Raw genomic sequence first — 24,355 nt, forward strand, 5'->3', positions numbered from 1 at the left:
GAACCCTGGCGGAGATCCTCAATCCGGACCCGGGGCGAAGTAAAAAGGGCGAACCTCAAATGAGGTTCGCCCTGTGAGGCCGCCAACTGTGGGACAGCAGTGCCCCTGGGGCCGGTTTTTTTGTGATGGTTTTCCAAAAATTACCGCGCGTAATGAAAAAAGTCGTCTTCGCTCTCGTTACTTTTATGAGAATGCGAATCCTTCGCATCTCTGATTTTTCATCAACAATGCATCAAGGAGTAGAGCAATGAAAGAGATGACCTTTAAAGCGGCACTGGCCGTGGCGGCGCTGTCCGCCGCTTCACTGACCCAGGCGGACGTGATTGGCGGGGAGAGCGATAACACCTATGTCGAGGCCGGTACGTCCTCGGTGGATGCCGGGCCGCACACTTCCGGTCTGGCGGGCATCGGTGTGGAAACCAACTCCATGGACATCGATGAGAAGGTGGACTTCCAGTTCCTCTCCGTTTTCGCATCGGCGGATCAGGATGGTGTCCATACGCTGAGTTCCCCTATTGACGTGGACGATCCCGATCACAGTGGCATGGGCGTTTTCAGCTTCGCCCAGGCGGGCAGCGAGGACGTCTGGTTCGGCGAGTGGTCCGAAGCCGGTGGTCCGAATTTCGAGCACCGCGCCGTCTACTACGTGGGTGAGAAGGGCAATGTGGACGCAACCATGCCGACGTCCGGTGAAGTTAACTATGCGGTAACGGGCATCAATCGTCATTCCGCCGGGAACGCCTTGAGCGGCACTCTGACCGCGGACTTTTCAGGCAATACGGTTTCAGGGTCCTTCGATGACGGGAATCTGACGATCGGCATCGATGCCAATATTTCCGGTTCTTCCTTCTCGGGAACGGCTTCCGCGGTTGACAGTGCCGGTTCCGCCAGCGGCGTAAGCGTGGGTGAATTTTACGGCACCAACGCCGCCGCCCTGGCCGGCATGGCCACCTTCAGCGGCAACAGCGACTACGACACCGCCTTTGGCGGTGCTCGTTAAGTTTTCGTTTTTCCGCTGATCAGGCCGGTTTCGGAAAGGACGCCGACCGGCCTTCCCACCGCAAGGACACCACTTCCCCATGCTTCTTTTTCGATACCCATCCGGATACGGAGAGCGTGGCGTTCCTGGTCTCGCTCTTTTGTTCGTTCTTCTCCTTGTTCCAGCCGCACGGGCTGCCGATCAGGATACCGAGCTTCGATTGAACCAGGGCCTGGAGCGCTCCGCCCAGGAGCGCGAGCAGGACCTGTTGGAGGAGGAACGCGCCAAGGACGAACCGTTGCCCGATCTGATCATCAACGGCCAGACCTATCAGGTTCGGAACAACCGGGACGACCTGGGCCGGGGGCTTTATGTGGCGCTGCGCAACCGGAACTGGGCGGCGGCGGCCCGCTTTCTGGAGGCGTATCGCGCTCTCGCTAACCCGGACCCCCTGTTGGTGCATTACGCCCAGGGTAAACTGGCTCGTTTGCGCGGTGAACTGGAAACCGCCGAGGCGGAGTTCCGCGCCTTGCTGACTTTGAAACCGGCCTTTTTGCCGGGGCGCCTGGAGCTGGCGCGGGTGCTGTTCGAGAATCACGAGAACCGGGAAGCGCGACGACGGTTCCGCGATATTCGGGACGGCCTGCCTGAGGGGGATCCTCGCGCGGACGGTGTGCGAGCCACGGTCACGGCGTTTCTGGAAGCCATTGATGAACGTGGTAGCTGGCAGGGCCGGCTGGCGGCGGGCCCCAGCTACAGCGACAACGTCAATCTCAGTTCCGAGAGCGCGGTCTGCCTGCTGATGTTCAGTAATGGCGCCTGTTTTATCAGCCGCTCCGTGCCGGAAGCGATCAAAACCGAGGGGCTGGATTTCGAAGCGGCGCTGGAAAAGACCTTCTTTCTACCGGGCCACCATGGCCTGTTCCTGCGCACGCTGGCCTATGGTGATCGCTATCGGGATCACAGCATCTATAACCAGGGTACCTACAGCGCCAGCGCCGGCTATCGATTCCGGGACATGAATGATTTGTACAGCCTGGCGCCGCTGTTCGAGCATGCCCGTTATGGCAACGACGGCCTCTATGACGCCTGGGGTGCCCGGGCGGAATGGATGCATTATTTTTCGCCACGTACCGCCTTCAAGCTCGAGGGCAACCACAAGCGCATGCGTTATCTTCGTGATCAATACAGTCGTTTCGATGGCGACCTGAGCTCCGTGTACACCACGGTCTGGCACCGCCTCGGCGCGGACTGGACGCTATTTGGCGGCCTGGATGGCTCGGACCGTGACACCGAGGAAGACATCAGCTCCTATCAGCAGTACGGGGTGAGGTTGGGGCTTTCCAAACCTTTGTTGGGCGGCGTGGAGATGACGCTGTTCGCTTCCCTGCGTGAAAAGCGTTACGACGCTTACAGTGCCTTGCTGGAGGCGAGGCGCGAGGATCGTGAGCAGCATTATATGGCGATCCTCCGAATCCCGCGTCTGTCGGTGGCCGGCCTGGTGCCGAGCCTGAATCTGGAGCACACCCGGGTGCGTAGCAACGTGGACTGGCTGTACAGCTACGAGGAAAACGCCGCTAGTCTGAAATTCGAGTGGCGTTTCTAGCGGGTACTCCAGCGCTTACATGCGGCCGGTCTGTTCGTAGCGTTCGTGCCAGCTCAGTGCTTCGCTCAGCAGGTGGGGGGTGTGCAGGCCACGGCCGCTGGCGCTGGCGCGTTCGAAGTAGTCGAGCAGGCGCGGGCGGAAGTCCGGGTGGGCGCAGTGCTCGATGATGCGGCGCGCCCGTTCCCGGGGCGGCAGGCCGCGCAGGTCGGCCAGGCCCTGTTCGGTGACCACGATCTGCACGTCGTGTTCGGTGTGGTCCACGTGGGAGACCATCGGCACGATGGTGGAGATGGCGCCGTCCTTGGCGGTGGACGGCGTCATGAACACGGACAGGTAGCCGTTGCGGGCGAAGTCCCCGGAGCCGCCGATGCCGTTCATGATGCGCGTGCCCATCACATGGGTGGAGTTGACGTTGCCGTAGAGGTCCGCTTCGATCATGCCGTTCATGGCGATCACGCCGAGGCGGCGAATCACTTCCGGATGATTACTGATTTCCTGGGGGCGCAGCACGATGCGCTCGCGGTAGAAGTCGATGTGCTCGGCGAGGTCGCGGTTGGCGTCCGGGCTCAGGGAGAAGGCGGTGGCGGAGGCCGATGTCAACTTGCCGGATTTGAGCAGCGACAGCATGCCGTCCTGGAGCACCTCGGTGTAGGCGGTGAGGTTCTCGAAGGGGCCGTCGGCCAGGCCGGCGAGCACCGCGTTGGCGATGTTGCCGACGCCGGATTGCAGTGGCAGAAGGTTCGCCGGCAGGCGGCCGGCGTCCACTTCGCGGCTGAAGAATTCCAGCAGGTGGCCGGCGATGCGGCGCGATGCTTCATCGGGTTCGCTGAAGCGGGAGTTGCGGTCCGGGGCGTTGGTTTCCACCACGGCGATGATCTTTTCCGGCGGGCAATGCAGGTAGCGTTCGCCGATGCGTTGCTGCGGGCCGGTGAGTGGAATCGGCTGGCGGTGCGGGGGCAGGGCGGTGCCATAGTAGACGTCGTGCATGCCGTCCAGGCCGGCGCTCTGGCCGTGGTTCACTTCCAGGATCACCCGGTCGGCCAGGTCGATCCAGGTCTTGTTGTTGCCGATGGACGAGGAGGGAATCAACGCCCCCTGTTCGGTGATGCCGGCCACCTCGATCACCGCCACGTCCAGCTTGCCGAAGAAGCCGGCCCAGGCGTAGGGGGCCACGTGGGACAGATGAATGTCGATGTATTCCATCCGCCCTTCGTTGATCTTTTGCCGGCATACCGGGTCGCTCTGGTAGGGCAGTCGCAGCTCAATGCCGTCCACCTCGGCCAGGGCGCCGTCCAGTTCCGGCGCGGTGGAGGCACCGGTCCAGATGCTGATGCGGTCGGCCTCGCCATGGTCGTGGTGCGCGCGCATCCGCGCCGCCAGGGCCTGGGGAACCGCCTTGGGATAGCCGGCGCCGGTAAAGCCGCTCATGCCCACGTTGGCCCCGGCGGGAATCAACGCCGCCGCCGCGTCGGCGTCCATGATGCGTTGGCGCAGTCGGGGGCAAAGAATACGTTGGGCGCTCATGGCGACGACTCCGGGCGGGAATAAGATACAAAAATCCGGGGGGGAGTCTACCACACGGGAAACGGATCCGGGGCCGGCTCAGGGGGAGGGCGGTTCCGTCTGTCGATCACGCCAGCGCTGATATTCCTCCCGGGTCACGCCCAGGCCGGCCAGACGCTGTGGAGACAGTTCGCGCACATCCTCTTCCAGATCCCGCAGATAGGCGGCCCTGTCGGCGGCGGGGATGGCCTCGGCCGCTTCCCGCAGTCGCGACATCAAGGCTTGCCCGGCCAGGCGTTCCTGAATCACGCCGCGCAGCACGTCGCGCCGTTGCGCGCGGTAGCGCACCCGCACCGCGTCCACGCCCAGGGCTTCGGCGGTGGCGTCGTATTCCTGGCAGCCACGCAGGTAGGAGACCCGGTATAGCTCCAGGAGCGGGCGTGGATCGTTGAGTTCGTACACCGCCAGCATGGCCGAGGCGTAGTCGTCCTTCTCGATGGCGTTGAACGACAGCGGTACCCGGTTGCGGGTCACCAGGGGAATGTTGGCGGCCAGCCGCGCGGTGCGTTTGTTGACGTCGGTGAACGCCTGCAGGTAGGCCACGTGCACCAGCAGGAACAGGCTTTGCTCGTAGGGCTCCTGAATGGCCATGGCCTTGTCGGCGATTTGCCGCAGCCGCCGTTCCAGTTCCGCCGGCCGGTCCAGGGGAATATAGCTGGAGGCGCCCACGCGCACGCCATGATCGCGCACCTTGCCGGAGCCGGCGGGTGGCACCAGGCCGTCGGAAAGCAGGTAGTGCAGGGTGCAGATTTCCTCGTAGCTGGGTTCCAGGTGGCTGGCCCGTTCCACCAGGTAGCGGATTGCTTCCTTGTGGTTGAGGATCATCACCGCTTCCTCGTCGAGCTTGCCGGTGGCGCCGGTGCCTTCCAGCAGCAGGCGTTGGGTTTCGATCAGGGAATAGGTGTTCCCCTCCAGCCGCGAGGAGTGGTAGGAGAGGTCGATCAGCAAGCGGTTGTAGATGCGCCGCGCATAGGTGCCGGCGGGCTCGGGGGCGTCGGTGCGGCGGCCCTTGGCGGTGAGCAGGTCGATGTCGGCCTGGCTGAAGTAATGGTCGCGGTTGGGGCGGTAGTCGTCCAGCCACTGGCCGTTGTAACTTACCGGCGCCCGGTTCAGCAGGGGTTGGCGAACCCGGTTCAGGGCATGCCGGGCCGGCTCGCTGAAATGAAACAGGGCGGGCTCCACCGGCTCGCGCACTGCCAGGGGCGTGCCGGCCTCGGCCAGCCGGTATCGGGTGCCGCGTTTACGGCCGCTTTTCCGGACCCGGCCCTGCTCGACCAGCTGGGCCAGCCAGCGGCGTACGGAACGCTCGGCGAACTTCTCGGGTAGGCGCTCGAGGATTTCCGGCAGGCTGGCGGGCCCTCCCAGATCCTGGAGGGCGCTCAGAATACGTTCCTTGTTGTCGTTCCTGGACATGGTGACTGGCCGTATAAAGGGATATACGGCCAATTTAGTCGGTATACGGCCATTTATCAACGAAATACGGCCAAATATGACCGTATTCGCCACATCTGGCTAGAATACGGCCAAACTCGCGACCGCGGTATCCGGGGCTCCCGTGCGTGGAGGAAGTCGTTGACGCGGGCCCGGGGTGTCAGTAATCCCGTTGCCGGTTGCGGAAGTCGGGGGCCCGTTTCTTGAAGTTGGCGGCCATGGCCTCGGCCTGGTTCTTGCCACGCAGCAGCTTGAACTGCAGCCGGGACTCTTCGTGGAAAGCCTGGTCCTCGGACTGGTTCCAGGTGCGCTGGAACAGGGCCTTGGTGGCGCTCACCGCGTCCGGGGAGCGCTCCAGCAGGGCGCGGGCCAGGGCAAGGCTTTCGGCGCGCGGGTCCTCGGCGACCCGGGTCACCAGGTTGAGCTGTTTACCTTCGGTGGCGTCGAAACGGCGGCCGGTCATGGCCAGTTCCTTGGCCACGTCCAGGGGCACCAGCTCACGCAGGGTGACGGTGCCGGTCATGTCCGGGATCAGGCCCCATTTGATTTCCATCACCGACAGTTCGCAGTCCGGCGTGGCGACGCGGAAGTCCGCCGCCAGCGCCAGTTGCAGGCCACCGCCATAGCAGTAGCCGTGCAGCTCGGCGATCACCGGCACCGGCAGTTCCCGCCAGGCCCAGCAGGCTTTCTGGAACAGGTTGGTTTTCCTGACCCCGAATTTGGTGAACGCCAGCAGCATTTTCATCGGCGTTTTGGTGACGGTGCCGAAGTCCAGGCCGGCGCAGAACGCCTTGCCCGCGCCGCGCAGGATCACCACCCGCACGTCCCGGTTCTTGCGGATGGCGCGGGCGGTGCTCACCAGCGCCTCCAGGGTTTCCAGGTCCAGGCCGTTGTACTTGTCCGGCCGGTTCAGGGTGACGGTGGCGATGCGGTCCTCGACCGTGAGCGTGACGCGGGCCGTGTTCATGGGGCGAGCTTCTGTTGTAGCAGCTGGTTGACCTGCTGCGGGTTGGCCTTGCCCTGGGTGGCTTTCATCACCTGGCCGACGAAGTAGCCGATTTTCTTTTTGCGCTTGGCGTCGTCGGCGTTGCGGTAGTCCTCCACCTGGGCGGGGCTGTCGGCGATCACCTGGTCGACGATCTTCTCCAGCTCGCCGGTGTCGCTCATCTGCTTGAGGCCCTTGGCCTCGATGATGGCGTCCGGGTCGCCTTCGCCGTTCCAGCAGGCTTCGAACACCTGCTTGGCGATCTTGGAGCTGATGGTGCCGTCCTTGAGGCGCAGGATCAGCTGGCCGAGTTGTTCGGCGCTCACCGGGCTGTCGGCGATATCCTTGTCCTCGCTGTTGAGCTTGGCGGCCAGTTCGCCCATCACCCAGTTGGCGGCCAGCTTGGCGTCGCCGCCGTGCTCCGCCGCCGCCTCGAAGTAACGCGCCGTGGCGATGGAGCCGGACAGCAGGCCGGCGTCGTAGCCGGACAGCTGGTACTGCTCCACGTAGCGGGCCTCGCGGGCGTCCGGCAGTTCCGGCAGCTCGGCGCGCAGGGTGCCGATCTCTTCCTCGCTGACCAGCACCGGCAGCAGGTCCGGGCAGGGGAAGTAGCGGTAGTCGTTGGCGTCTTCCTTGGTGCGCATGGAGCGCGCCGTGTTGGTGTCGCCGTTGTAGAGCCGGGTTTCCTGAACGATCTTGCCGCCGTCCTCGAGCACGTCGATCTGGCGCTCCACTTCCAGCTTGATGGCTTTCTCCATGAAGCGGAAGGAGTTCAGGTTCTTGGTCTCGGTGCGGGTGCCCAGCGGCTCGCCGGGGCGGCGCACGGAGATGTTCACGTCGAAGCGCATGTTGCCCTGGGACATGTCGCCGTCGCAGATGCCCAGGGAGGTGACGATGGCGTGCAGCTTGCGGGCGTAGGCCACCGCTTCCTCGGCGTTGCCCATGTCCGGCTCGGAAACGATCTCGATGAGCGGCGTGCCGGCCCGGTTCAGGTCGATGCCGGTCTGGCCGTGACCCATTCCGTCAGAGAAAGCTTCATGCAGCGACTTGCCGGCGTCTTCTTCCAGGTGGGCGTGGTGGATGCGCACGGTTTTTTCGGTGCCGTCCTCAAGGCGGATCACCACTTCGCCGGCGCCGACGATGGGCTCCGCCAGTTGCGTGGTCTGGTAGCCCTTGGGCAGATCCGGATAGAAATAATTTTTCCGTTCGAACACCGAGCGGCGGCCGATGTCCGCGTTGATCGCCAGGCCGAAGCGTACCGCGTTGCGGATCGCTTCCTTGTTGACCACCGGCAGGGTGCCGGGCATGCCCAGGTCAATCAGGCTGGCGTGGCTGTTGGGCTCATCGCCGGTGGCGGTGCTGGCGCCGGAAAAAATCTTCGAGCGGGTGGCCAGCTGTACGTGCACTTCCAGCCCGATCACCACTTCCCAACCATTGTGCAAAGAGGAACTCATTGAAACGCTCCCGGGATCCGTTGGTGCCAGTCGGTGGCCATCTGGTAGCGGTGCGCCACGTTCAGGATGCGGCCTTCCTGGAAGTAGTTGCCGATCACCTGGGTACCGGCGGGCAGGCCGTCGACGAAACCGCTGGGCATGGACAGGGCCGGCAGGCCGGCCAGGTTCACGGCGATGGTGAACACGTCCGCCATGTACATCTTGACCGGGTCATCGGCCTTGGCGCCCAGTTTGAAGGCGGTTTCCGGGCTGGTGGGGCCCATCAGCACGTCCACTTCCTTGAAGGCGCGGGCGAAATCGTCGCGGATCAGCCGGCGCACCCGCTGGGCGCGTTTGTAGTAGGCGTCGTAGTAGCCGGCGGACAGCGCGTAGGTGCCCACCAGGATGCGGCGCTTCACTTCCGCGCCGAAGCCTTCGGAGCGGGAGCGCTTGTACAGGTCCTCCAGATCCTTCGGGTCCTCGCAGCGATAGCCGAAGCGCACGCCGTCGAAGCGCGAAAGGTTGGAGCTGGCTTCCGCCGGAGCGATCACGTAATAGGCCGGTACCGACAGCTTGATGCTGGGCAGCGACACCTTGACCAGTTTGGCGCCCTGTTTTTCCAGTTCGCGCATGGCCTCGCGGGCGTTGTCGGCGATGGCGCCGTCCAGGTCGTCCGGGAAGAATTCCTCGGGCACGCCGATGCGCAGGCCGTCCAGGCCCTGGTCCAGGGCGCCCAGATAATCGCCCACCGGCTCGTCGAGGCAGGTGGAGTCCTTGTCGTCATGGCCGGCCATGGCCTGCAGCATCAGCGCGCAGTCCGCGGCGCTCAGGCCCAGGGGGCCGGCCTGATCCAAGCTGGAGGCGAAGGCGATCATGCCCCAGCGGGACACCCGCCCGTAGGTGGGCTTGAGGCCGGTGACGCCGTTCAGGGCCGCCGGCTGGCGGATCGAGCCGCCGGTGTCGGTGCCGGTGGCGCCGGGGGCCAGGCGCGCCGCCAGGCAGGCGGCGGCGCCGCCGGAGGAGCCGCCGGGCACCCGCTCGGTGTCCCAGGGGTTGCGCACCGGGCCGTAGAAGCTGGTTTCGTTGGAGGAGCCCATGGCGAACTCGTCCATGTTGGTCTTGCCCAGCATCACCGCGCCCTGGGCCGCCATGCGCTCGACGGCGGTGGCGGTGTAGGGGGCCACGAAATTGTCCAGCATCCGCGAGCCGCAGCTGGTGCGCACGCCCTCGGTGCAGAAGATGTCCTTGTGGGCGATGGGCAGGCCGGTCAGCAGGCGGTGGTCGCCGGCGGCGATGGCCTGGTCGGCGGCATCCGCCTGGGCCAGGGCCTGTTCCCCGGTGACGGTGACGAAGCTGTTCAGCTCGCCATCGCGGGCCTGGACGCGGTCCAGGAAGTGCTCGGTCAGCTCGCGGGCGGAAAAGTCCTTCGCCTGCAGGCCGGCCTTCAATTCGGTCAGTGTCTTGTCATGCATGGGATTACTCAATCACCCGGGGTACCAGGAAACAGCCTTCCTCGCTGGCGGGGGCGATGGGCAGGACCTTGTCGCGCACGTCGGGCTCGGTGACCCGGTCGTCGCGCAGGGGCTGGCTCACCTCCAGCGGGTGGGCCAGGGGCTCGACATCGCTCACGTCCGCCTGCTGGAGCTGGTCGACCATGCCGAGGATCTCGTTGAGGCGCTCGGACAGCGCCCCGGTCTCGTCGTCGTCCACCCGCAAACGGGCCAGATGGGCAACGCGCGCCACCACCTGGGAGTCAATGGCCATGGGGTTCTCCGCAAATCTCGGGGGAAAGGCGGAAAAATACCACATCAAGGGGTATCTTGTGGATACGAAGTCGCGACTCCGCCCGCGAAGGGGGCCGGCTCTCCTTGCCGATTCCCCGCGCCGTTGCTAGAGTTGCGCCATCTTGTTGCCGGCGCGTGACGATCCCCGCCGGCAGCCCCGCTACTTCTTTTCGAACTCTCAGGAAACAGGCCAGGATGTCCGTGATCAAGCGCATTCGGGGGATGTTCTCCACCGATCTTTCCATCGACCTTGGCACCGCCAACACCCTTATCTACGTGCGTGGCCGCGGCATCGTCCTCGATGAGCCCTCCGTGGTGGCGATTCGCCATCATGGCGCCCAGAAGAGCGTGGCGGCGGTGGGCGCCGACGCCAAGCGGATGCTGGGGCGCACCCCGGGCAACATCACCGCCATCCGGCCCATGAAGGACGGCGTGATCGCCGACTTCGACGTCACCGAGAAGATGCTGCAGTACTTCATCAAAAAAGTGCATGACACCGGCTTCTTCCCGCCGGCGCCCCGGGTGCTGGTGTGCGTGCCGTGCAAATCCACCCAGGTGGAACGCCGCGCCATCCAGGATTCCGCCTTCGGCGCCGGTGCCCGGGACGTCTACCTCATAGAGGAACCGGTGGCGGCGGCCATCGGCGCCGGCCTGCCGGTGGAAGAGGCACGCGGCTCCATGGTGGTGGACATCGGTGGTGGCACCACCGAGATTGCCCTGATCTCCCTGAACGGCGTGGTCTATTCCGAATCCGTGCGCACCGGCGGTGACCGCTTCGACGAGGCCATCGTCGCTTTCGTGCGCAAGGAATACGGCTCCCTGATCGGCGAATCCACCGCCGAGCGCATCAAGCACGAAATCGGCACCGCCTACCCGGGCGGCGAGATCCTGGAGATCGACGTGCGCGGCCGCAACCTGGCCGAGGGCGTGCCGCGCCAGTTCACCCTCAACTCCGAGGAAATCCTGGAGGCGCTCAAGGATCCGCTGTCGGTGATCGTCAACGCGGTCAAGAACGCCCTGGAGGCCTCGCCGCCGGAGCTGGCCAGCGACATCGCCGAGCGTGGCCTGGTGCTCACCGGTGGCGGCGCGCTGCTGCGCGACATCGACCGGCTGCTCTCCGAGGAAACCGGCCTGCCGGTGATCATCGCCGACGACCCGCTGACCTGCGTGGCCCGTGGCGGTGGCAAGGCCTTGGAACTGATGGATACGCAAGGCCTGGACATGCTGGCCATGGGCTAACGGCCCATGGCCTCCGCGAACCCCACCTACCGCCTGCTCATCGCCCTGGTCCTGGCGGTCGTGCTGATCGCCCTGGATCAGCGTAGCCGCTGGGTCGAGCCGGTGCGCTACGGCTTCGGCTATCTGACCGCGCCGGTGCATTACCTGGCCCACCTGCCGGTGGACGCCGTGAACGGTTTCATGCGCCTCACCGAGACCCGCACCAAGCTGATGGAATCCCGCGAGCGCCTGGAGCGCCAGGTGCTGATCCTGGAGCAGAAGGTGCAGCGCCTGGCGGTACTGCAGGCGGAAAACACCCGCCTGCGCGAACTGCTTAACTCCTCCGCCAACCTGGACGCCTCGGTGCTGGTGGCGGAAATCATCGGCGTGGACCCGGACCCCAACCGCCAGGAACTGGTGATCAACAAGGGCGTGCGCGACGATGTGGCCCAGGGCCAGGCGGTGCTCGATTCCGAGGGGCTGATCGGCCAGGTGGTGGAAACCGGGCCGCTGTCCGCCCGGGTGCTGCTGATCACCGACGCCAGCCACGCCATGAGCGTGCAGGTGAACCGCAACGGCGTGCGCGCCATCCTCGCCGGCACCGGCCAGGGCAGCCGCCTGCGCCTGCTGTACGTGCCGGACACCGCCGACATCCGCGAGGGCGATCTGCTGGTCAGCACCGGCCTGGGCCAGCTCTACCCGCGCGGCTATCCGGTGGCCCGGGTGGTGAGCGTGCGCCACCACTCCGGCGCCGCCTTCTCCGAGATCGAGGCCCGGCCCACCGCCCACCTGGACCGCGTCAGCCATGTGTTGCTGGTGCAGTCCATGGAACCGGTGAGCGGCCCGGACATGGAACGCGAGCCCGGCGATGCCGCCGCCGGGGGCGAGGAGGCCGCCGATGCAGCTCAATAGCGAACGCCCGGCGGGCACCGGCGTCATTCTGGTGACCCTGGTGCTGGCGGCGCTGCTGGAAGTGGTGCCGCTCAGCGACAATCTGGACTGGGTGCGCCCGGAATGGCTGCTGCTGGTGTTGCTCTACTGGGTGCTGTCCCTGCCGCATCGCATCGGCGTGCTGTGGGGCTTCATGGTGGGGCTCTATCAGGACGTGCTGGTGGGGACCACCCTGGGCCAGTGGGGCCTGGCTTACGCCCTGGGCGCCTATTTCATGCTCGCCGCCTACAAGCGCATGCGGGTGTTCCCGCCGCTGCAGCAAAGCGCGGTGGTGTTCCTGCTGGTGGGCTCCGCCCAGCTGCTTGCCTATCTGGTCCAGGAATCCGTGGGGCGCACCTTCTACCCGCCCTACACCATTCTCTATTCCGCCGCCGCCAGCGCCGTGATCTGGCGGCCCCTGTGCGCGCTGCTGCGCTGGGTGCAACTGCGCTTCCTGGTGCGCTGATGGCCGCCGACGAGCCCCGTGTACCGCATTTGTACCTGGCGTCCGGGTCGCCCCGCCGGGCGGAGCTGCTGGCGCAGATCGGCGTGCCCTTCAGCGTGCTGCGCGCGCCGGGCATCGACGAAACCCCCGCCGCCGATGAGGCGCCCCGCGCCTATGTGGAACGCATGGCCCGGGAAAAAGCCGAAGCCGGCCAGGCCGGCGCCCCGGAACGGGCGCCGGTGCTGGGCGCCGACACCGCCGTGGTGCTGGATGACCGCATTCTCGGCAAGCCCGCCGACGACCGCCAGGCCCTGGCCATGCTGGAAGCGCTCAACGGCCGGGAACACCGGGTGATCTCGGCGGTCTGCCTGAGGGTCGGCGACGCGCACCGGCTGGCCACCTCGGAAACCCGGGTGCAATGGCGGCGGTTGTCCGCCGAGCGGCTGCGCGCCTATCTGGCCACCGGCGAGGGCCGTGACAAGGCCGGCGCCTACGGCATTCAGGGCCTGGGCGCGGCACTGGTGGCCTCCATGACGGGCAGTTACAGTGGAGTGGTGGGTCTGCCCCTGGCGGAGACCGTTTCGCTCCTGGAATGGGCCGGAGTTCCCTATTGGCAGTGACGAATCGCGGCGTGCGGTGGCGTAACAGGCTGCGCCGCCAGCTATGGTGGCTGGTGGCCGCGCCGGTATTGCTGATCGCCGCCTACGCGGTGGTGGCGCGGCAGATGATGATGCTGGTGCCGGATTACCGCCAGGATCTGGAAGCCCTGATCGAGCAGCGGCTCGGGTTCCCCATCGTCATCGATCAGCTCAGCGGCGAAATGGACGGCCTCACGCCGCGCTTCGAGGTACGCGGCCTGACCCTGCCGGACGCCGAGGGCGAACCCTCCCTGCGCCTGGATCAGGTGTCGGTGAACGTCAATATCCTGGCCACCCTCTGGCACCGCCAGCCCCACCTGCGCGAGCTGCGCGTGCGCGGCGTGGACCTGCATCTGGTGCGCGACCCGGACGGTGGCATTCGCCTGCGCGGCCTGGAGGCCCTGCGCCGCCAGGGCGACGGCGATCTGGCCGGCACCCTGCGCGCCCTGTACCGCCAGGACCACATCCTGGTGGAAGACGCCCGTTTCTCCCTGGACTGGCCCGGCCTGCCGCCGCTGGCCGCCTCCTCGTTGACCCTGGCGCTCACCAACGACGACGGCGAGCACGCCCTGTCGGCGCGGGTGGAAGCCCGGGACCGCCCGTTTTCCGTGGACGCCCGCCTGCGGGTGGACGGCGACCCCCTGTCCCTTGACGAACTGAACGCCCGCGGCTATCTGGACGTGCATGGCGAACGCTTGCAGGAATGGCTGCCCGAGGCCCGCGACTGGCCCCTGGACCTGGCCTCGCTCAACGGCCAGGTGCGCGCCTGGGGGCGCATCGAGAATGGCCGGCCCAGTGCCGGCCAGGTACGCCTGTCCGCGCCGGCGGCCACGCTCACCGATGGAGAAGGGGAGTGGCCGCTCACCGATCTGGAGCTGGCGGCCCGGTGGCGGCGCAACGGCGACGACGACAATCAGTTGTCGGTGACCTCGCTGACCGGCCAGACCCCCGCCGGCGCCGTCTCCCCCGGCCCGATGGCGCTGCGCTGGCAGCGCCGGGATGACCAGTACCACTGGCGTTTCAAGGGTGAGGACCTGGCCATTCACGCGCTTACCCGGCAACTGGCGGAGTGGCCGTTCGCCCTGCCGGAGGGGCTGGACACGGTGCGCGACCGGCTGCGCGAACACGAGCCCCGGGGCGTGCTGGAGGCGGTCTACCTGGACGGCGTGGAAGGCCGGCTCGCGCACCTGCAGGCCCGCTTCGCCGGACTCGCCAGCGACGCCCTGGACCGCGTGCCCGGGGTCAGCGGCCTGACCGGCTGGCTGGCCGGCACCCCGGACGGCGGTGTGGCCCGGCTCAACGGCGAGCCCCTGCAACTGACCGTGCCGCGCCTTTACGGCCACCCGCTCAGCGCCGCCTTCAACGGCCCGCTGCGCTGGCACAGCGAGGACGACCACTGGTGGGTGGAGAGCGGCGTGCTGCGCGCCGCCAACGCGGACGCCCGTGGCCTGGCCATGCTGCGCGTGGACGGCGGCGCGGCGCGGCCTGTGCCGGAACTGCGTCTGCTGGCGGACGTATTCGATGGCAACGGTGCCCGCGCCGCCCATTACATTCCCATGGAAAAGCTCAAGGACCCGCTTGGCGACTGGCTGGCCCAGGCGTTCCAGGGCGGCCACCTGGACCACGGCCGTTTTCTGTACCAGGGCCCGGTGAAGATCGACCGGGAGCGGCAGCGGGATCGCACCTTCCAGATGCGCTTCCAGGCCCGCGACCTGGTGCTTTCGTTTCTCCCGGACTGGCCGGCGGCCACCGGCGTGCGCGCCGATGTGCTGATCGACGGCCGCCGGCTCTCCGGCACCGCCCGCGAGGGCCGTCTGCTCAACACCGACCTGAGCGGGGTGAGCGTGGACCTGCCAGAGGTGGACGATCCCGGCCAGCGGCACATCCTGATTCAAGGCCGCGTGGACGGCCCGGCCACGGACCTGGATCGGGTGTTCCACGATACCCCGCTGGCCGGGCAACTGCCCGACGGGCTGCTGGACTGGCGCTTCCGGGACGGCACCGTGGGTGGCCACCTGCTGCTCGACCTGCCCCTGGGCGGCAAGGGCCGCGAACCCATGGTGATCGTGGACGGCCGTGGCGAGCGGATCAGCCTGCGCAACGAGCCCCTGAATCTGAGTCTCACCGACGTCAGCGCGCCGGTGTATTTCCACCTCAAGCAGGGCATGAACATGCGCACCCTGGAAGGCCGCGCCCTGGGTGCCCGCTTCCAGGGCAGCTGGCTGACCCGGGGCCCGGACAGCCAGATGCAGCTTACCGGCAAGGTGGCGGTGAAACGGCTGCGGGACTGGCTGGACGCGGACTGGCTGGCGCCGGCTTCCGGCACCCTGCCGCTGGAGCTGGATCTGGCCATGCCCTGGCGCGGCAACGCCTTCCGGCTGGAGGGCCGGTCCACCCTGGAAGGGGTGAAGGTGGACGCTCCGGCGCCGCTGGGCAAGGCGGCCAATCAGGCGCGCACCAGCCGGCTTGTGTGGCGCCAGCAGCGCGGCGGCAATCAGATTTCCGCGTCCTACGGCGGAGTGGGCGAGGCCCGCTTCTGGCTGGGCGACGGGCTGGCGGGGGCGGTGCGCCTGGGCGGCGGTGAGCTGCCGACGATGCCGCCCCGGGGCCTGACCATCGAAGGCCGGGTGGCGAGCGCCAACGCCGGCCAGTGGCTGGATTTCATCGGTGGTCTGACGCCGGCGGACGGCGCCGCCCAGGGCGGTGACGGCGGCGGGGGGGATGCCCGGGGGCTGATTAACCGGGTGTCCCTGTCCATCGACCGGCTCGACCTGTTCGGCACCGAGCTGGCCTCGGCCCGCTTCAGCGCCGCCCCACGCGGGCGGGGCTGGGAGCTGGGCCTGGCCAGCCCGGCGGTGGCCGGCACCGTGCGTCTGCCGGAAGGCTACCAGGCCCGGGGCGACACGCCCCTGGCGCTCACCGTGAACCGCCTGCGTCTGCCCGCCAGCCCTCTGGGCGGTGGTGACGGCGACCAGGAGGGGCAGGAGCAAAGCAAACCGCCGCTGTCACCCACCCGGGTGCCGAACATGGACGTGGAACTGCACGACCTGCGCCTGGGCGGGCAGGGTCTGGGCGACTGGTCCGGGCGCCTGCGGCCGGTGGACGGCGGCGTGCGGGTGGACGCCCTGCGCGGTGAGTGGAACCACATCAAGGTGGACGGCCAGCTTACCTGGACCGAGGACGGGCAGGGCGGCCAGCGCAGCCGTTACCAGGGAACGCTGGCCTCCGATGACCTGAAGGCCGCCTTCGGCGCTCTGGACCTGCCGCCGCTGGTGGAAACCGAGGATGCCCGGGCCACCCTGGACCTGGCCTGGAACGACTGGCCCCTGAAGCCGGATTACCTGGCCCTGAACGGCTCCGCCACCCTGGACATCGGCGAATGCCGGCTGCCCGACCCGGAGGGGCGTACCTCCCTGCTGCGCCTGCTTGGCGTGGTCAACCTGGCCAACATCCAGCGCCGCCTGCGCCTGGATTTCTCCGACGTCTACCAGCAAGGCCTGGCCTGCGACGGCATCGACGGCGAATTCCGCTTCGACGGTCCGGTGCTCACCGCCCGGGAGCTGGCCATTGAATCCCCCTCGGCGGCGTTCGAGGTGAACGGCGAGGCGCAGTTGGCCCGGCGCACCCTGGACCTGGAAGTGGGCATGACCCTGCCCCTGTCCAGTAACCTGTACGCCGGTTGCCTGGCCGGCCCGGCGGTGTGCGCCGGCATCTTTGTGGTGGAGCGCCTCTGGGGTGATAAGCTGGACAAAACCACCACTATGAAATACCAGGTCTCCGGGCCCTGGGGCGAGCCCAAGGTCAAGGAGACGGAGGGCTTCCTTGAGTAACATCACCACCGTGGCCGCGGTGCAGATGACCAGCGGCACCGACACCGACGCCAACCTGGCGGCCGCCGCCGACGGCCTGGAACGGGCCGCCGAGGGCGGCGCCAGCCTGGCGGTCCTGCCGGAGAATTTCGCCGGCTACGGCGTCGACTACCGGGTGCTGGCGGAGCGCCACGAGGCGCTTTGCCAGTGGCTCGGCGAGCGCGCCCGCGCCTTGGGCCTGTGGGTTCTGGGCGGCAGCCTGCCGGCCCTGACCCGCCCGGACGGCGCCGCCGTGCCGGCGCCCCGGGTACGCACCCGGGCGGTCCTGGCGGGCCCGGACGGCACCGTGGCGGCCCGCTACGACAAGCTGCACCTGTTCGACGCCGACGTGGCCGATGCCCAGGGCCGCTACCGGGAATCCGACGTGTTCGAGGCCGGCGACCAGGTGGTGGTGGCGGACGCCGGCGGCCTGAAGGTGGGCCTGGCGATCTGCTACGACCTGCGCTTTCCGTTGCACGCCCGCGCCCTGGCGGACGCCGGCGCCGACCTGATCGTCTACCCGAGCGCCTTCACCGCCACCACCGGCGCCGCCCACTGGCAGGTGCTACTGCGCGCCACCGCGATCCAGAACGGCTGCTACGTGCTGGGCGCCAACCAGTGCGGCCGGCACAGCGAGCAGCGCGCCAGCCACGGCCATTCCATGCTGGTGGACCCCTGGGGCCGGGTGGTGGCCGAGGGCGGGGAAAACCCCGGCGTCGTGCTCGGTCCGGTGGACCCGGCGGTGCTCAAAACAGTACGCTCCGGCCTTCCGGTGCACACCCATCAACGATTCCAAGTGAGCGGTCCCGATGACTTTTGACAGAGAACGGCTCTCTGACAGCGAACGCCTTTCCGTGGCGTCCGACATTCTGCTGGCGCCGGCGGATCTGGGCACCGACCAGTTGCAGACCCTGCTGGGTGGCAAGCTGGCGGGCAGCGCCGATTACGCCGATGTCTACTTCCAGCACAGCCGCCATGAGGCCTGGGTGCTGGAGGACGGCCTGGTACGCGACGCCAGCTTCAACCTGGAGCGCGGCGCCGGGGTACGCATCGTCAGTGGCGACAAGACCGGCTTCGCCTACAGCGACGATATTTCCCTGGACGCCCTCACCCAGGCCGGCGGCGCGGCCGCGGCCATCGGCCGCCAGGGCGGCGACAAGCCGGTGCGCATCGACGCCGCCAAATCGGTGCCGGCGCGCTACGAGGCCCTGGACCCGCTGCCCGGCTGGAGCAGCGAGATGAAAGTGGCGCTGCTGCGCGACATGGACCGCCTGGCCCGCTCCGTGGATCCGGCGGTGAAGGAGGTCACCGTGAGCCTCAGCGGCGAGCAGGACGTGGTGCTGGTGGCGGCCACCGACGGCACCCTGGCCGCCGACGTGCGGCCGTTGATCCGCTTCAGCATTTCCGTGATCGCCGAGCGCGATGGCCGCCGCGAGCGCGGCAGCGCCGGCGGCGGCGGTCGGGTGGCCTACGACTGGCTGCGGCGGGACGGCAAGCTGGAAGCCTGGACCCGGGACGCGGTGCGCCAGGCGCTGCTCAACCTGGAGGCGGAACCGGCGCCGGCGGGCACCATGCCGGTGGTGCTCGGCCCGGGCTGGCCCGGCGTGCTGCTCCACGAGGCGGTGGGCCACGGCCTGGAAGGCGACTTCAACCGCAAGGGCACCTCCATGTTCAGCAAGAAGATGGGCGAGCCGGTGGCCTCCAGCCTGTGCACCGTGGTCGACGACGGCACCCTGCCGGACCGGCGCGGTTCCCTGAACGTGGACGACGAGGGCACCCCCAGCGGTTACAACGTGCTGATCGAGAAGGGCCGCCTGGCCGGCTACATGCAGGACAAGACCAACGCCCGGCTGATGGGCGTGAAGCCCACCGGCAACGGGCGGCGCGAATCCTACGCGCACCTGCCCATGCCGCGCATGACCAACACCTACATGCTGCCCGGTGAATCCGAACCGGACGAGATTCTGGCCAGCCTGGACCGGGGCATCTACGCGGTGAATTTCGGCGGCGGCCAGGTGGACATCACCTCCGGGCGCTTCGTGTTCTCCACCAGCGAGGCCTACCTGGTGGAGAAGGGCAAGATCGTCTGTCCGGTGAAGGGGGCCACCCTGATCGGCAGCGGTGCCGAGGTGATGAACAACATTTCCATGGTCGGCAACGACCTGGCCCTGGACACCGGCATCGGCGTATGCGGCAAGGACGGCCAGTCGGTGCCGGTGGGCGTGGGGCAGCCGACCCTGCGGGTGGATGCCCTGACGGTGGGCGGGACCGCCTGATGAGCGTGCCGGTGGCCGAGGTGCTGGCGCGCATGGGCCTGTTTCAGGGCCTGGACGCCGACGACCTGGCGGTCGCCGAGAAGCTGGTGTTCGTCAATCGCGTGGCCGCCGGCGACACCGTGTGCCGCGAGGGGGACCGCAGCGATTTCGTCTGCTTCGTGGTGCGCGGCCGGCTGGACATTCTCAAGGCCCAGGCCGACCAGGATGGCACCGCGGTGATCGCCCACCTCAACCCCGGCGACTCCCTGGGGGAGATGGCCCTGGTGGATCGCCAGCCTCGCTCCGCCACGGTGCGTGCCGCCGAGGACACCACCCTGGTGGTGCTCACCCGCAAGGGCTTCGAACAACTGCGCCGGCGGCGGCCCCATGCCGCCGCGCTGATGATGGAAAACATCGCCCTGCTGCTGTGCGAGAACCTGCGCCAGACCTCTTCCCGGCTGGCCCGGTTCATGTTGCCGCTGGGCTGAGCACCGATGGCTGAAGCGGGGACGCCATGAAACGCTTTTTGCTTGCCGGCTTGCTGTCGACCGCCGCCCTGCTGGGCGCCTGCGGGCCGGAGCAACTGCCGGGGGATTACCGCCTGCCGGATGGCGCGGTCTACGACGGCGCGCTGCGCGACGACCTGTTCCACGGTGAAGGCACCCTGACCTGGCCGGACGGCCGCGTCTACCAGGGGCAATTCGTGGACGGCGTGATGCAGGGCCAGGGCCGCTACCAGTACGCCGACGGCTGCGTTTACGAGGGCGCGTTCGAGAACGGCCTGCCCAACGGCGAGGGACGCTATGAATGCGAGGACGGCACCGTCTACGCGGGCACCTTCGCTGGCGGCGACCCGGTACGCGGCGAGGTGGCGTTCGCCGACGCCGGGCGCTACCAGGGGGAACTGCGCGACTGGCAGCCCCACGGCGAGGGCACCTGGACCGGCGCCGGCGGCCAGGTCTACCGCGGCACCTTCGAGCGCGGCGAGATCGTCGAGGGCCGCTACGAGAACGACGACGGCCTGATCTACGAGGGCGGTTTCCAGAACTGGCTGTTCCACGGCCAGGGCACGTTGACCCGCCCGGACGGCGAGGTCCGCAAGGGCCGCTTCCGCTTCGGCAACGCCAGTGGCCCGGGTCAACGCATCACCCTGGACCAGGACGGCGAACGGGTCAGCGAGCGCGGCTTCTTCACTCACGGCGATTTCTTCGAGCAGGAAAACGGTTACCAGGAGCGGCGCCGGCGCCGCGCCGAGCGGGTCGAGCAACGGCTGTATTCCGAGGAGCGCCGTCTACAGCGGGCGTTCGCCGCGCTGGTGCCGCAGAAAGCCGGGCAGCGCGATGTCTACGTACTGGTGGTGGGCGGTGACGGGCGTGAGGGGGTGTTCGCCCGGGAAAGTCAGTGGGTGGCGGAGCGCCTCGGGGAGCGCTGGTCGAGCCTGGGGCACCGGCTGGTGCTGGCCAACGGTGACGGCAGCGGCGCGCCCTTGGCCACCCTCACCAGCCTGCGGGAGAGCCTGATCACCCTGGGCAATACCCTGGACCCGGAGGAAGACCTGCTGTTCGTGCACCTGGTCAGCCACGGCGGCAGCGAGGGCGACCTGGTGCTGGCGCAGCCGGGGCTGTCCCTCAACGATCTGACCCCGGACCGCTTCGGCCAATGGCTCGACGAGGCGGGCATCGGTTATCTGTGGCTGGTGGTGTCCGCCTGTTACTCCGGTCAATGGGTGGATCCCCTGGCGGAGCGGCGCCGCATGATCTTCACCGCCGCCGCCGCGGACCGCACCTCCTTCGGCTGCAGCGACGACTCCGAGCGCACCTGGTTCAGCGAAGCGCTCTATGGCGACGCCCTGGACAATCCGGGGCCGGATCAGCCCAAGGCCCTGTTCAAAGCCGCCCGCGCCCGGGTCGATAGCATGGAAACGGAGCAGGGCATCGAGGAAGGTCAGCGTTCGCTGCCCCGGGCCTGGTTCGGCCCGGCCTTCCTGGATTGGTGGTAGCGGAGGGCCAAAGGTCAAGCGTTTTGCGTTATCCTTGCGGATTGCGTTTTATCGCTCTCATTGGCATTCGAGGCTGTTCATGTCCCCTTCTTCCCAGGCTCCCGGCGCGTTGCGCCGGGCCGGGCCCCTTCTGGTCTTTCTGGCCGCTCTGATTCTGCTGGCCGCCAATCTGCGCACTGGCATCGTGGTGATCGGCCCCCTGGCCGACGGCATCGGCGACGACCTGCGCCTGGACGGCGTGGCCCTGGGGTTGCTCACCAGCCTGCCGCTGTTGTGCTTCGCGGCGTTGTCCCTGTTCGCTCCGCGCCTGGGCGAGCGGCTGGGGCTGGAGCGGGCCCTGTTGCTGGCGCTGTGGGTTCTGCTGGCGGGGCTGACGTTGCGGGTGCCGGGGAACTACGGGCTGATGCTGGCGGGCACGCTGATGATGGGCGCCGCCATCGCGGTGATGAACGTGCTGACGCCGGGCCTGGTACGCCAGCGTTTCCCGCACCGGGTGGCGGCGGTCACCGCCCTGTATTCGGTGGTGATGGCCTGCGGCGCCTCGGCGGCGGCGGCGTTCGCGGTGCCGGTGCGCGACCATTTCGGCGGCGACTGGCGTTACCCCCTGGCGGCCAGCGCTCTGGTGGCGCTGCTGGGGGCGCTGGCCTGGCTGCCCATGCTGCGCCGGCGGCCGGCGCAGCGGGTGCTGGCCACCACCCGGCCCACCTTGTGGCGCCAGCGCGACGCCTGGGTGCTGAGCCTGTTCTTCGGTTGCCAGAGCCTGCTGTTCTATACGCTGACCGCCTGGCTGGCCAAATTCTTCGTCGACGCCGGCACCGGCGAGGCGGAGGCCGGCCGATTGCTGACCCTGTTCACCCTCAGCGGCATGCCCGCCAACTTCGTGGCGCCGCTGTTGTTCGCCCTGTTCCGGCGCCGCCGCCGGATGGCCATGGCGCTGATGCAGGTGCTGCCCCTGGCCGGCATGGTGGGGTTGCTGGTGGCGCCGTTGAGCGCGCCGGTGCTGTGGGTGGTGCTGCTGGGCGTGGGCCAGGGCTGCATGATCGCCCTGGGGCTGACGCTGATCGCCGTGCGCGGGGCGGACGCCCGGGTGTCCGCCGGGCTCTCCGGCATGTGCCAGTCGCTGGGCTATCTGCTGTCCGCCAGCGGCCCGGTGACCCTGGGCGCGCTCTATGACGTGTCCGGCGCCTGGCTGATCCCCATGGGGCTGTTGATGGCCATCACGGTGGTGCAGGCGGTATCCGGGGTGTACGCCGCCGAAGGCGCCCCGGTCCGGGCCGACCGGGACGCGTCCTAATACAGGGCGGCGTTCTTTTCCAGCTCGTTCAACAGACCCTGGAACCGTTTGCGCTCCCGCTTCAGGCGCGCGCGCTGGTCGGCGCCGGCCTCGGCGAGATCGCCTTCCGGGCGCGCCTTGATCAGATTGCGCGCCTGGTTGCGCAGGGTCTGACGGTCCGCTTCCGGATAGAACTCCAGAATCCGCTGCAGCAGCGGTTCCGCGTCCCGGGGGCCGGGGCAGGCCAGGATCTGTTCGGTCCATTGCTGGAGGCGCTGTTGGCGCACCGGGTCGGTGAGGGTGTCCAGGGCGGTGAGCAGGCTGTCGGTGTCGCCGTCGCTGATCAGACGGCCCACGTACAGCGCGTGCCGGCGGCGCGCGTCCGGATGGTTGATGCGGCGCGCTTCCTCCAGGGCCGCGCGCAGGGCGTCGCTGAGCGGCAGGCGGGCCTGCTGGCCGGCCTTGAGGTCCATGATTTTCAGGCCGACGTCCTGCAAGTCCTGCATTTCCAGCTTGCGGCGTGTCTTGCTCGGCAGGGGATCGTTATACTCGGTCATATCGTCAACGCGGAAGAGAAAACCCTATTTTATGTCCGAAAACGCCAGCGCGACAGCCGATCTCGGCCCCAACAACCTGGGCGCCGCCCGGGACATCGTGGCCCGGGTCCTCGAGGAAGCCAAACGCCAGGGCGCCAGCGCCGCCGAGGCGCGGCTGAGTTTGTCCCAGGGCCTGTCCGTGGACGCCCGCCTGGGCGAGGTGGAAACGGTGGAGTTTCACCGCGACCGGGGCCTGGGGGTGACGGTGTTCTTCGGCCAGCGCAAGGGCCAGGCGAGCACCTCCGACGACAGCCCGGAGAGCCTGCGCGACGCCGTGGCCGCCGCCTGCGCCATCGCCCGTCACACCGAGGAGGACCCGTTCGCCGGTCTGGCGGCGCCGGACCAGCTGGCCGTCGACAGCCCGGACCTGGATCTCTATCACCCTTGGGCGCTGACCACCGAGCAGGCCATCGAGGAGGCCCTGCGCTGTGAAAACGTGGCCCGGGACGATCCGCGCATCGTCAATTCCGAGGGCGCCTCGGTGAGCACCGGCACCAGCCTCCAGGTGCTGGGTAACAGCGCCGGTTTCCTGCAGGGCTACGTGGGCACTTTCCATTCCCGGGGCTGCGCCGTGGTGGCCGAGGACGACAACGGCATGCAGCGGGACTTCTGGTTCGACGGCGGCCGCCGCGCCGACCGGCTGGCCGGCCCGGAAGCGGTGGGCGAAGCCGCCCGCCGCCGCACCCTGGCCCGGCTCGGCGCCGAGGTGCCGGCCACCGGTCAGGTGCCGGTGCTGCTGTCGCCGGAGATCGCCGCCTCCCTGCTCGGCCATTTCGTATCGGCGATCAGCGGCGGCCTGCTGTACCGGCGCGCGTCCTTCCTGGGCGAGCGCCTGGGCGAGCGCCTGTTCCCCGCCGGCATCGACATTCGCGAGCGGCCCCGGCTGCCCGGCGGCAACGGTTCATCGGCGTTCGACGCCGACGGTCTGCCGACCCGCGATCAGGCCTTCGTGGAGGACGGCGTGCTGCGCCGCTACGCACTCGGGCTGTACGCGTCGCGCCGTCTGGACATGGCGCCCACCGGCAACGGCGGCGGCGTGCGCAATCTGACCATCAGCGACACCGGCGAGGACCAGGCGGCGCTGATGCGGCGCATGGGCACCGGCGTGCTGGTCACGGAGGTAATGGGGCAGGGCGTCAATCTGGTCACCGGCGATTATTCCCGGGGCGCCGCGGGTTTCTGGATTGAGAACGGTGTCATACAGAAGCCACTGCAAGAGTTTACCATTGCCGGAAATCTGGGGGAGATGTTCGCCGGCATCCAAGGCAGTGGCACGGATGTGGACCGGCGTGGGAATATTGCCTCCGGATCCTTGTTGCTGGCGCCCATGAAGGTCGCCGGCGTTTGATCGTTTTAATTCAGACCTTTTGTG

Annotated in this window: 20 protein-coding genes; 13 read left to right on the plus strand and 7 right to left on the minus strand. The window is 68.1% G+C overall.

Annotation, left to right across the window (positions count from 1 at the left end; genetic code table 11):
• Positions 1 to 247 precede the first annotated feature (247 nt).
• Positions 248 to 1,000, plus strand: a complete 753-nt coding sequence (locus tag HMJ39_RS02945) for a Slam-dependent surface lipoprotein (RefSeq protein WP_161383332.1) — start codon at positions 248 to 250, stop codon at positions 998 to 1,000.
• Positions 1,001 to 1,199: 199 nt separating this feature from the next.
• Positions 1,200 to 2,585 carry a surface lipoprotein assembly modifier gene (locus tag HMJ39_RS02950; protein ID WP_194296223.1) on the plus strand — a complete coding sequence of 462 codons (1,386 nt, stop codon included), beginning with the start codon at positions 1,200 to 1,202 and terminating at the stop codon, positions 2,583 to 2,585.
• Between the two features lie 15 nt (positions 2,586 to 2,600).
• Here the strand turns inward: HMJ39_RS02950 and HMJ39_RS02955 are convergent, their stop codons facing one another.
• From HMJ39_RS02955 to gatC, 6 genes are all read right to left on the minus strand, one after another.
• Entirely contained in the window at positions 2,601 to 4,109 is a 1,509-nt protein-coding gene (locus HMJ39_RS02955) for an acetyl-CoA hydrolase/transferase family protein (RefSeq protein WP_194296224.1), read from the minus strand.
• Between the two features lie 78 nt (positions 4,110 to 4,187).
• Positions 4,188 to 5,561 carry a Fic family protein gene (locus HMJ39_RS02960; RefSeq protein ID WP_194296225.1) on the minus strand — a complete coding sequence of 458 codons (1,374 nt, stop codon included), beginning with the start codon at positions 5,559 to 5,561 and terminating at the stop codon, positions 4,188 to 4,190.
• A 178-nt stretch (positions 5,562 to 5,739) separates the two neighbouring features.
• Complete coding sequence (locus HMJ39_RS02965) at positions 5,740 to 6,546, minus strand: crotonase/enoyl-CoA hydratase family protein (protein WP_194296226.1); 807 nt, start codon at positions 6,544 to 6,546, stop codon at positions 5,740 to 5,742.
• Positions 6,543 to 8,018, minus strand: coding sequence for an Asp-tRNA(Asn)/Glu-tRNA(Gln) amidotransferase subunit GatB (gene gatB, locus HMJ39_RS02970; protein WP_194296227.1), 1,476 nt, complete (start codon positions 8,016 to 8,018; stop codon positions 6,543 to 6,545). Before gatB ends, HMJ39_RS02965 begins: the two co-directional genes overlap by 4 nt.
• On the minus strand, positions 8,015 to 9,469 hold the full coding sequence (gene gatA, locus HMJ39_RS02975; protein ID WP_194296228.1) for an Asp-tRNA(Asn)/Glu-tRNA(Gln) amidotransferase subunit GatA: 1,455 nt from the start codon (positions 9,467 to 9,469) through the stop codon (positions 8,015 to 8,017). Before gatA ends, gatB begins: the two co-directional genes overlap by 4 nt.
• A 4-nt stretch (positions 9,470 to 9,473) precedes the next feature.
• Entirely contained in the window at positions 9,474 to 9,761 is a 288-nt protein-coding gene (gatC, locus tag HMJ39_RS02980; RefSeq protein ID WP_161383339.1) for an Asp-tRNA(Asn)/Glu-tRNA(Gln) amidotransferase subunit GatC, read from the minus strand.
• Between the two features lie 221 nt (positions 9,762 to 9,982).
• Between gatC and HMJ39_RS02985 the strand changes: the two genes are divergently transcribed.
• From HMJ39_RS02985 to HMJ39_RS03030, 10 genes are all read left to right on the plus strand, one after another.
• Positions 9,983 to 11,020: a rod shape-determining protein gene (locus tag HMJ39_RS02985; RefSeq protein WP_138774288.1), complete on the plus strand. Its 1,038-nt coding sequence runs from the start codon at positions 9,983 to 9,985 to the stop codon at positions 11,018 to 11,020.
• A 6-nt stretch (positions 11,021 to 11,026) separates the two neighbouring features.
• Positions 11,027 to 11,911: a rod shape-determining protein MreC gene (gene mreC, locus HMJ39_RS02990; RefSeq protein ID WP_194296229.1), complete on the plus strand. Its 885-nt coding sequence runs from the start codon at positions 11,027 to 11,029 to the stop codon at positions 11,909 to 11,911.
• Complete coding sequence (mreD, locus tag HMJ39_RS02995) at positions 11,898 to 12,395, plus strand: rod shape-determining protein MreD (protein WP_161383342.1); 498 nt, start codon at positions 11,898 to 11,900, stop codon at positions 12,393 to 12,395. Before mreC ends, mreD begins: the two co-directional genes overlap by 14 nt.
• Entirely contained in the window at positions 12,395 to 12,994 is a 600-nt protein-coding gene (locus tag HMJ39_RS03000; RefSeq protein WP_194296230.1) for a Maf family protein, read from the plus strand. Before mreD ends, HMJ39_RS03000 begins: the two co-directional genes overlap by 1 nt.
• The gene (locus HMJ39_RS03005) at positions 12,991 to 16,842 is read left to right on the plus strand and encodes a YhdP family protein (RefSeq protein ID WP_256245311.1); all 3,852 of its coding nucleotides are present in this window, start codon (positions 12,991 to 12,993) and stop codon (positions 16,840 to 16,842) included. Before HMJ39_RS03000 ends, HMJ39_RS03005 begins: the two co-directional genes overlap by 4 nt.
• Positions 16,835 to 17,680 (plus strand): carbon-nitrogen hydrolase family protein, encoded by an 846-nt coding sequence (locus tag HMJ39_RS03010; RefSeq protein ID WP_194296232.1) that lies wholly within the window; start codon positions 16,835 to 16,837, stop codon positions 17,678 to 17,680. Before HMJ39_RS03005 ends, HMJ39_RS03010 begins: the two co-directional genes overlap by 8 nt.
• Positions 17,670 to 19,136, plus strand: a complete 1,467-nt coding sequence (gene tldD / locus HMJ39_RS03015; RefSeq protein WP_194296233.1) for a metalloprotease TldD — start codon at positions 17,670 to 17,672, stop codon at positions 19,134 to 19,136. The genes HMJ39_RS03010 and tldD overlap by 11 nt, the downstream gene beginning before the upstream one ends.
• Complete coding sequence (locus HMJ39_RS03020; RefSeq protein ID WP_161383349.1) at positions 19,136 to 19,603, plus strand: cyclic nucleotide-binding domain-containing protein; 468 nt, start codon at positions 19,136 to 19,138, stop codon at positions 19,601 to 19,603. Before tldD ends, HMJ39_RS03020 begins: the two co-directional genes overlap by 1 nt.
• Positions 19,604 to 19,629: 26 nt before the next feature.
• On the plus strand, positions 19,630 to 21,114 hold the full coding sequence (locus tag HMJ39_RS03025) for a C13 family peptidase (protein ID WP_194296234.1): 1,485 nt from the start codon (positions 19,630 to 19,632) through the stop codon (positions 21,112 to 21,114).
• 79 nt (positions 21,115 to 21,193) lie between these two features.
• Positions 21,194 to 22,408 (plus strand): MFS transporter, encoded by a 1,215-nt coding sequence (locus HMJ39_RS03030; protein WP_194296235.1) that lies wholly within the window; start codon positions 21,194 to 21,196, stop codon positions 22,406 to 22,408.
• Here HMJ39_RS03030 and yjgA read toward each other — a convergent pair.
• Entirely contained in the window at positions 22,405 to 22,944 is a 540-nt protein-coding gene (yjgA, locus tag HMJ39_RS03035) for a ribosome biogenesis factor YjgA (RefSeq protein WP_194296236.1), read from the minus strand. The genes HMJ39_RS03030 and yjgA overlap by 4 nt on opposite strands.
• 31 nt (positions 22,945 to 22,975) lie before the next feature.
• On the opposite strand from yjgA, the gene pmbA reads away from it, so the two are divergent.
• Positions 22,976 to 24,331, plus strand: coding sequence for a metalloprotease PmbA (pmbA, locus tag HMJ39_RS03040; RefSeq protein WP_194296237.1), 1,356 nt, complete (start codon positions 22,976 to 22,978; stop codon positions 24,329 to 24,331).
• The last annotated feature ends 24 nt before the right edge of the window (positions 24,332 to 24,355 follow it).

Source organism: Alloalcanivorax profundimaris, assembly GCF_015265435.1.
Lineage (GTDB): Bacteria > Pseudomonadota > Gammaproteobacteria > Pseudomonadales > Alcanivoracaceae > Alloalcanivorax > Alloalcanivorax profundimaris.

Excerpts from the sequence above, each read along its gene's own strand:
- HMJ39_RS03025 (WP_194296234.1), top strand. The coding sequence starts at position 19,630 with ATGAAACGCTTTTTGCTTGCCGGCTTGCTGTCGACCGCCGCCCTGCTG.
- HMJ39_RS02955 (WP_194296224.1), bottom strand. The coding sequence starts at position 4,109 with ATGAGCGCCCAACGTATTCTTTGCCCCCGACTGCGCCAACGCATCATG.
- HMJ39_RS02960 (WP_194296225.1), bottom strand. The coding sequence starts at position 5,561 with ATGTCCAGGAACGACAACAAGGAACGTATTCTGAGCGCCCTCCAGGAT.
- yjgA (WP_194296236.1), bottom strand. The coding sequence starts at position 22,944 with ATGACCGAGTATAACGATCCCCTGCCGAGCAAGACACGCCGCAAGCTG.
- HMJ39_RS02945 (WP_161383332.1), top strand. The coding sequence starts at position 248 with ATGAAAGAGATGACCTTTAAAGCGGCACTGGCCGTGGCGGCGCTGTCC.
- mreC (WP_194296229.1), top strand. The coding sequence starts at position 11,027 with ATGGCCTCCGCGAACCCCACCTACCGCCTGCTCATCGCCCTGGTCCTG.
- gatA (WP_194296228.1), bottom strand. The coding sequence starts at position 9,469 with ATGCATGACAAGACACTGACCGAATTGAAGGCCGGCCTGCAGGCGAAG.
- tldD (WP_194296233.1), top strand. The coding sequence starts at position 17,670 with ATGACTTTTGACAGAGAACGGCTCTCTGACAGCGAACGCCTTTCCGTG.
- mreD (WP_161383342.1), top strand. The coding sequence starts at position 11,898 with ATGCAGCTCAATAGCGAACGCCCGGCGGGCACCGGCGTCATTCTGGTG.
- HMJ39_RS03000 (WP_194296230.1), top strand. The coding sequence starts at position 12,395 with ATGGCCGCCGACGAGCCCCGTGTACCGCATTTGTACCTGGCGTCCGGG.
- HMJ39_RS03020 (WP_161383349.1), top strand. The coding sequence starts at position 19,136 with ATGAGCGTGCCGGTGGCCGAGGTGCTGGCGCGCATGGGCCTGTTTCAG.
- HMJ39_RS03030 (WP_194296235.1), top strand. The coding sequence starts at position 21,194 with ATGTCCCCTTCTTCCCAGGCTCCCGGCGCGTTGCGCCGGGCCGGGCCC.
- pmbA (WP_194296237.1), top strand. The coding sequence starts at position 22,976 with ATGTCCGAAAACGCCAGCGCGACAGCCGATCTCGGCCCCAACAACCTG.
- gatB (WP_194296227.1), bottom strand. The coding sequence starts at position 8,018 with ATGAGTTCCTCTTTGCACAATGGTTGGGAAGTGGTGATCGGGCTGGAA.
- HMJ39_RS02965 (WP_194296226.1), bottom strand. The coding sequence starts at position 6,546 with ATGAACACGGCCCGCGTCACGCTCACGGTCGAGGACCGCATCGCCACC.
- gatC (WP_161383339.1), bottom strand. The coding sequence starts at position 9,761 with ATGGCCATTGACTCCCAGGTGGTGGCGCGCGTTGCCCATCTGGCCCGT.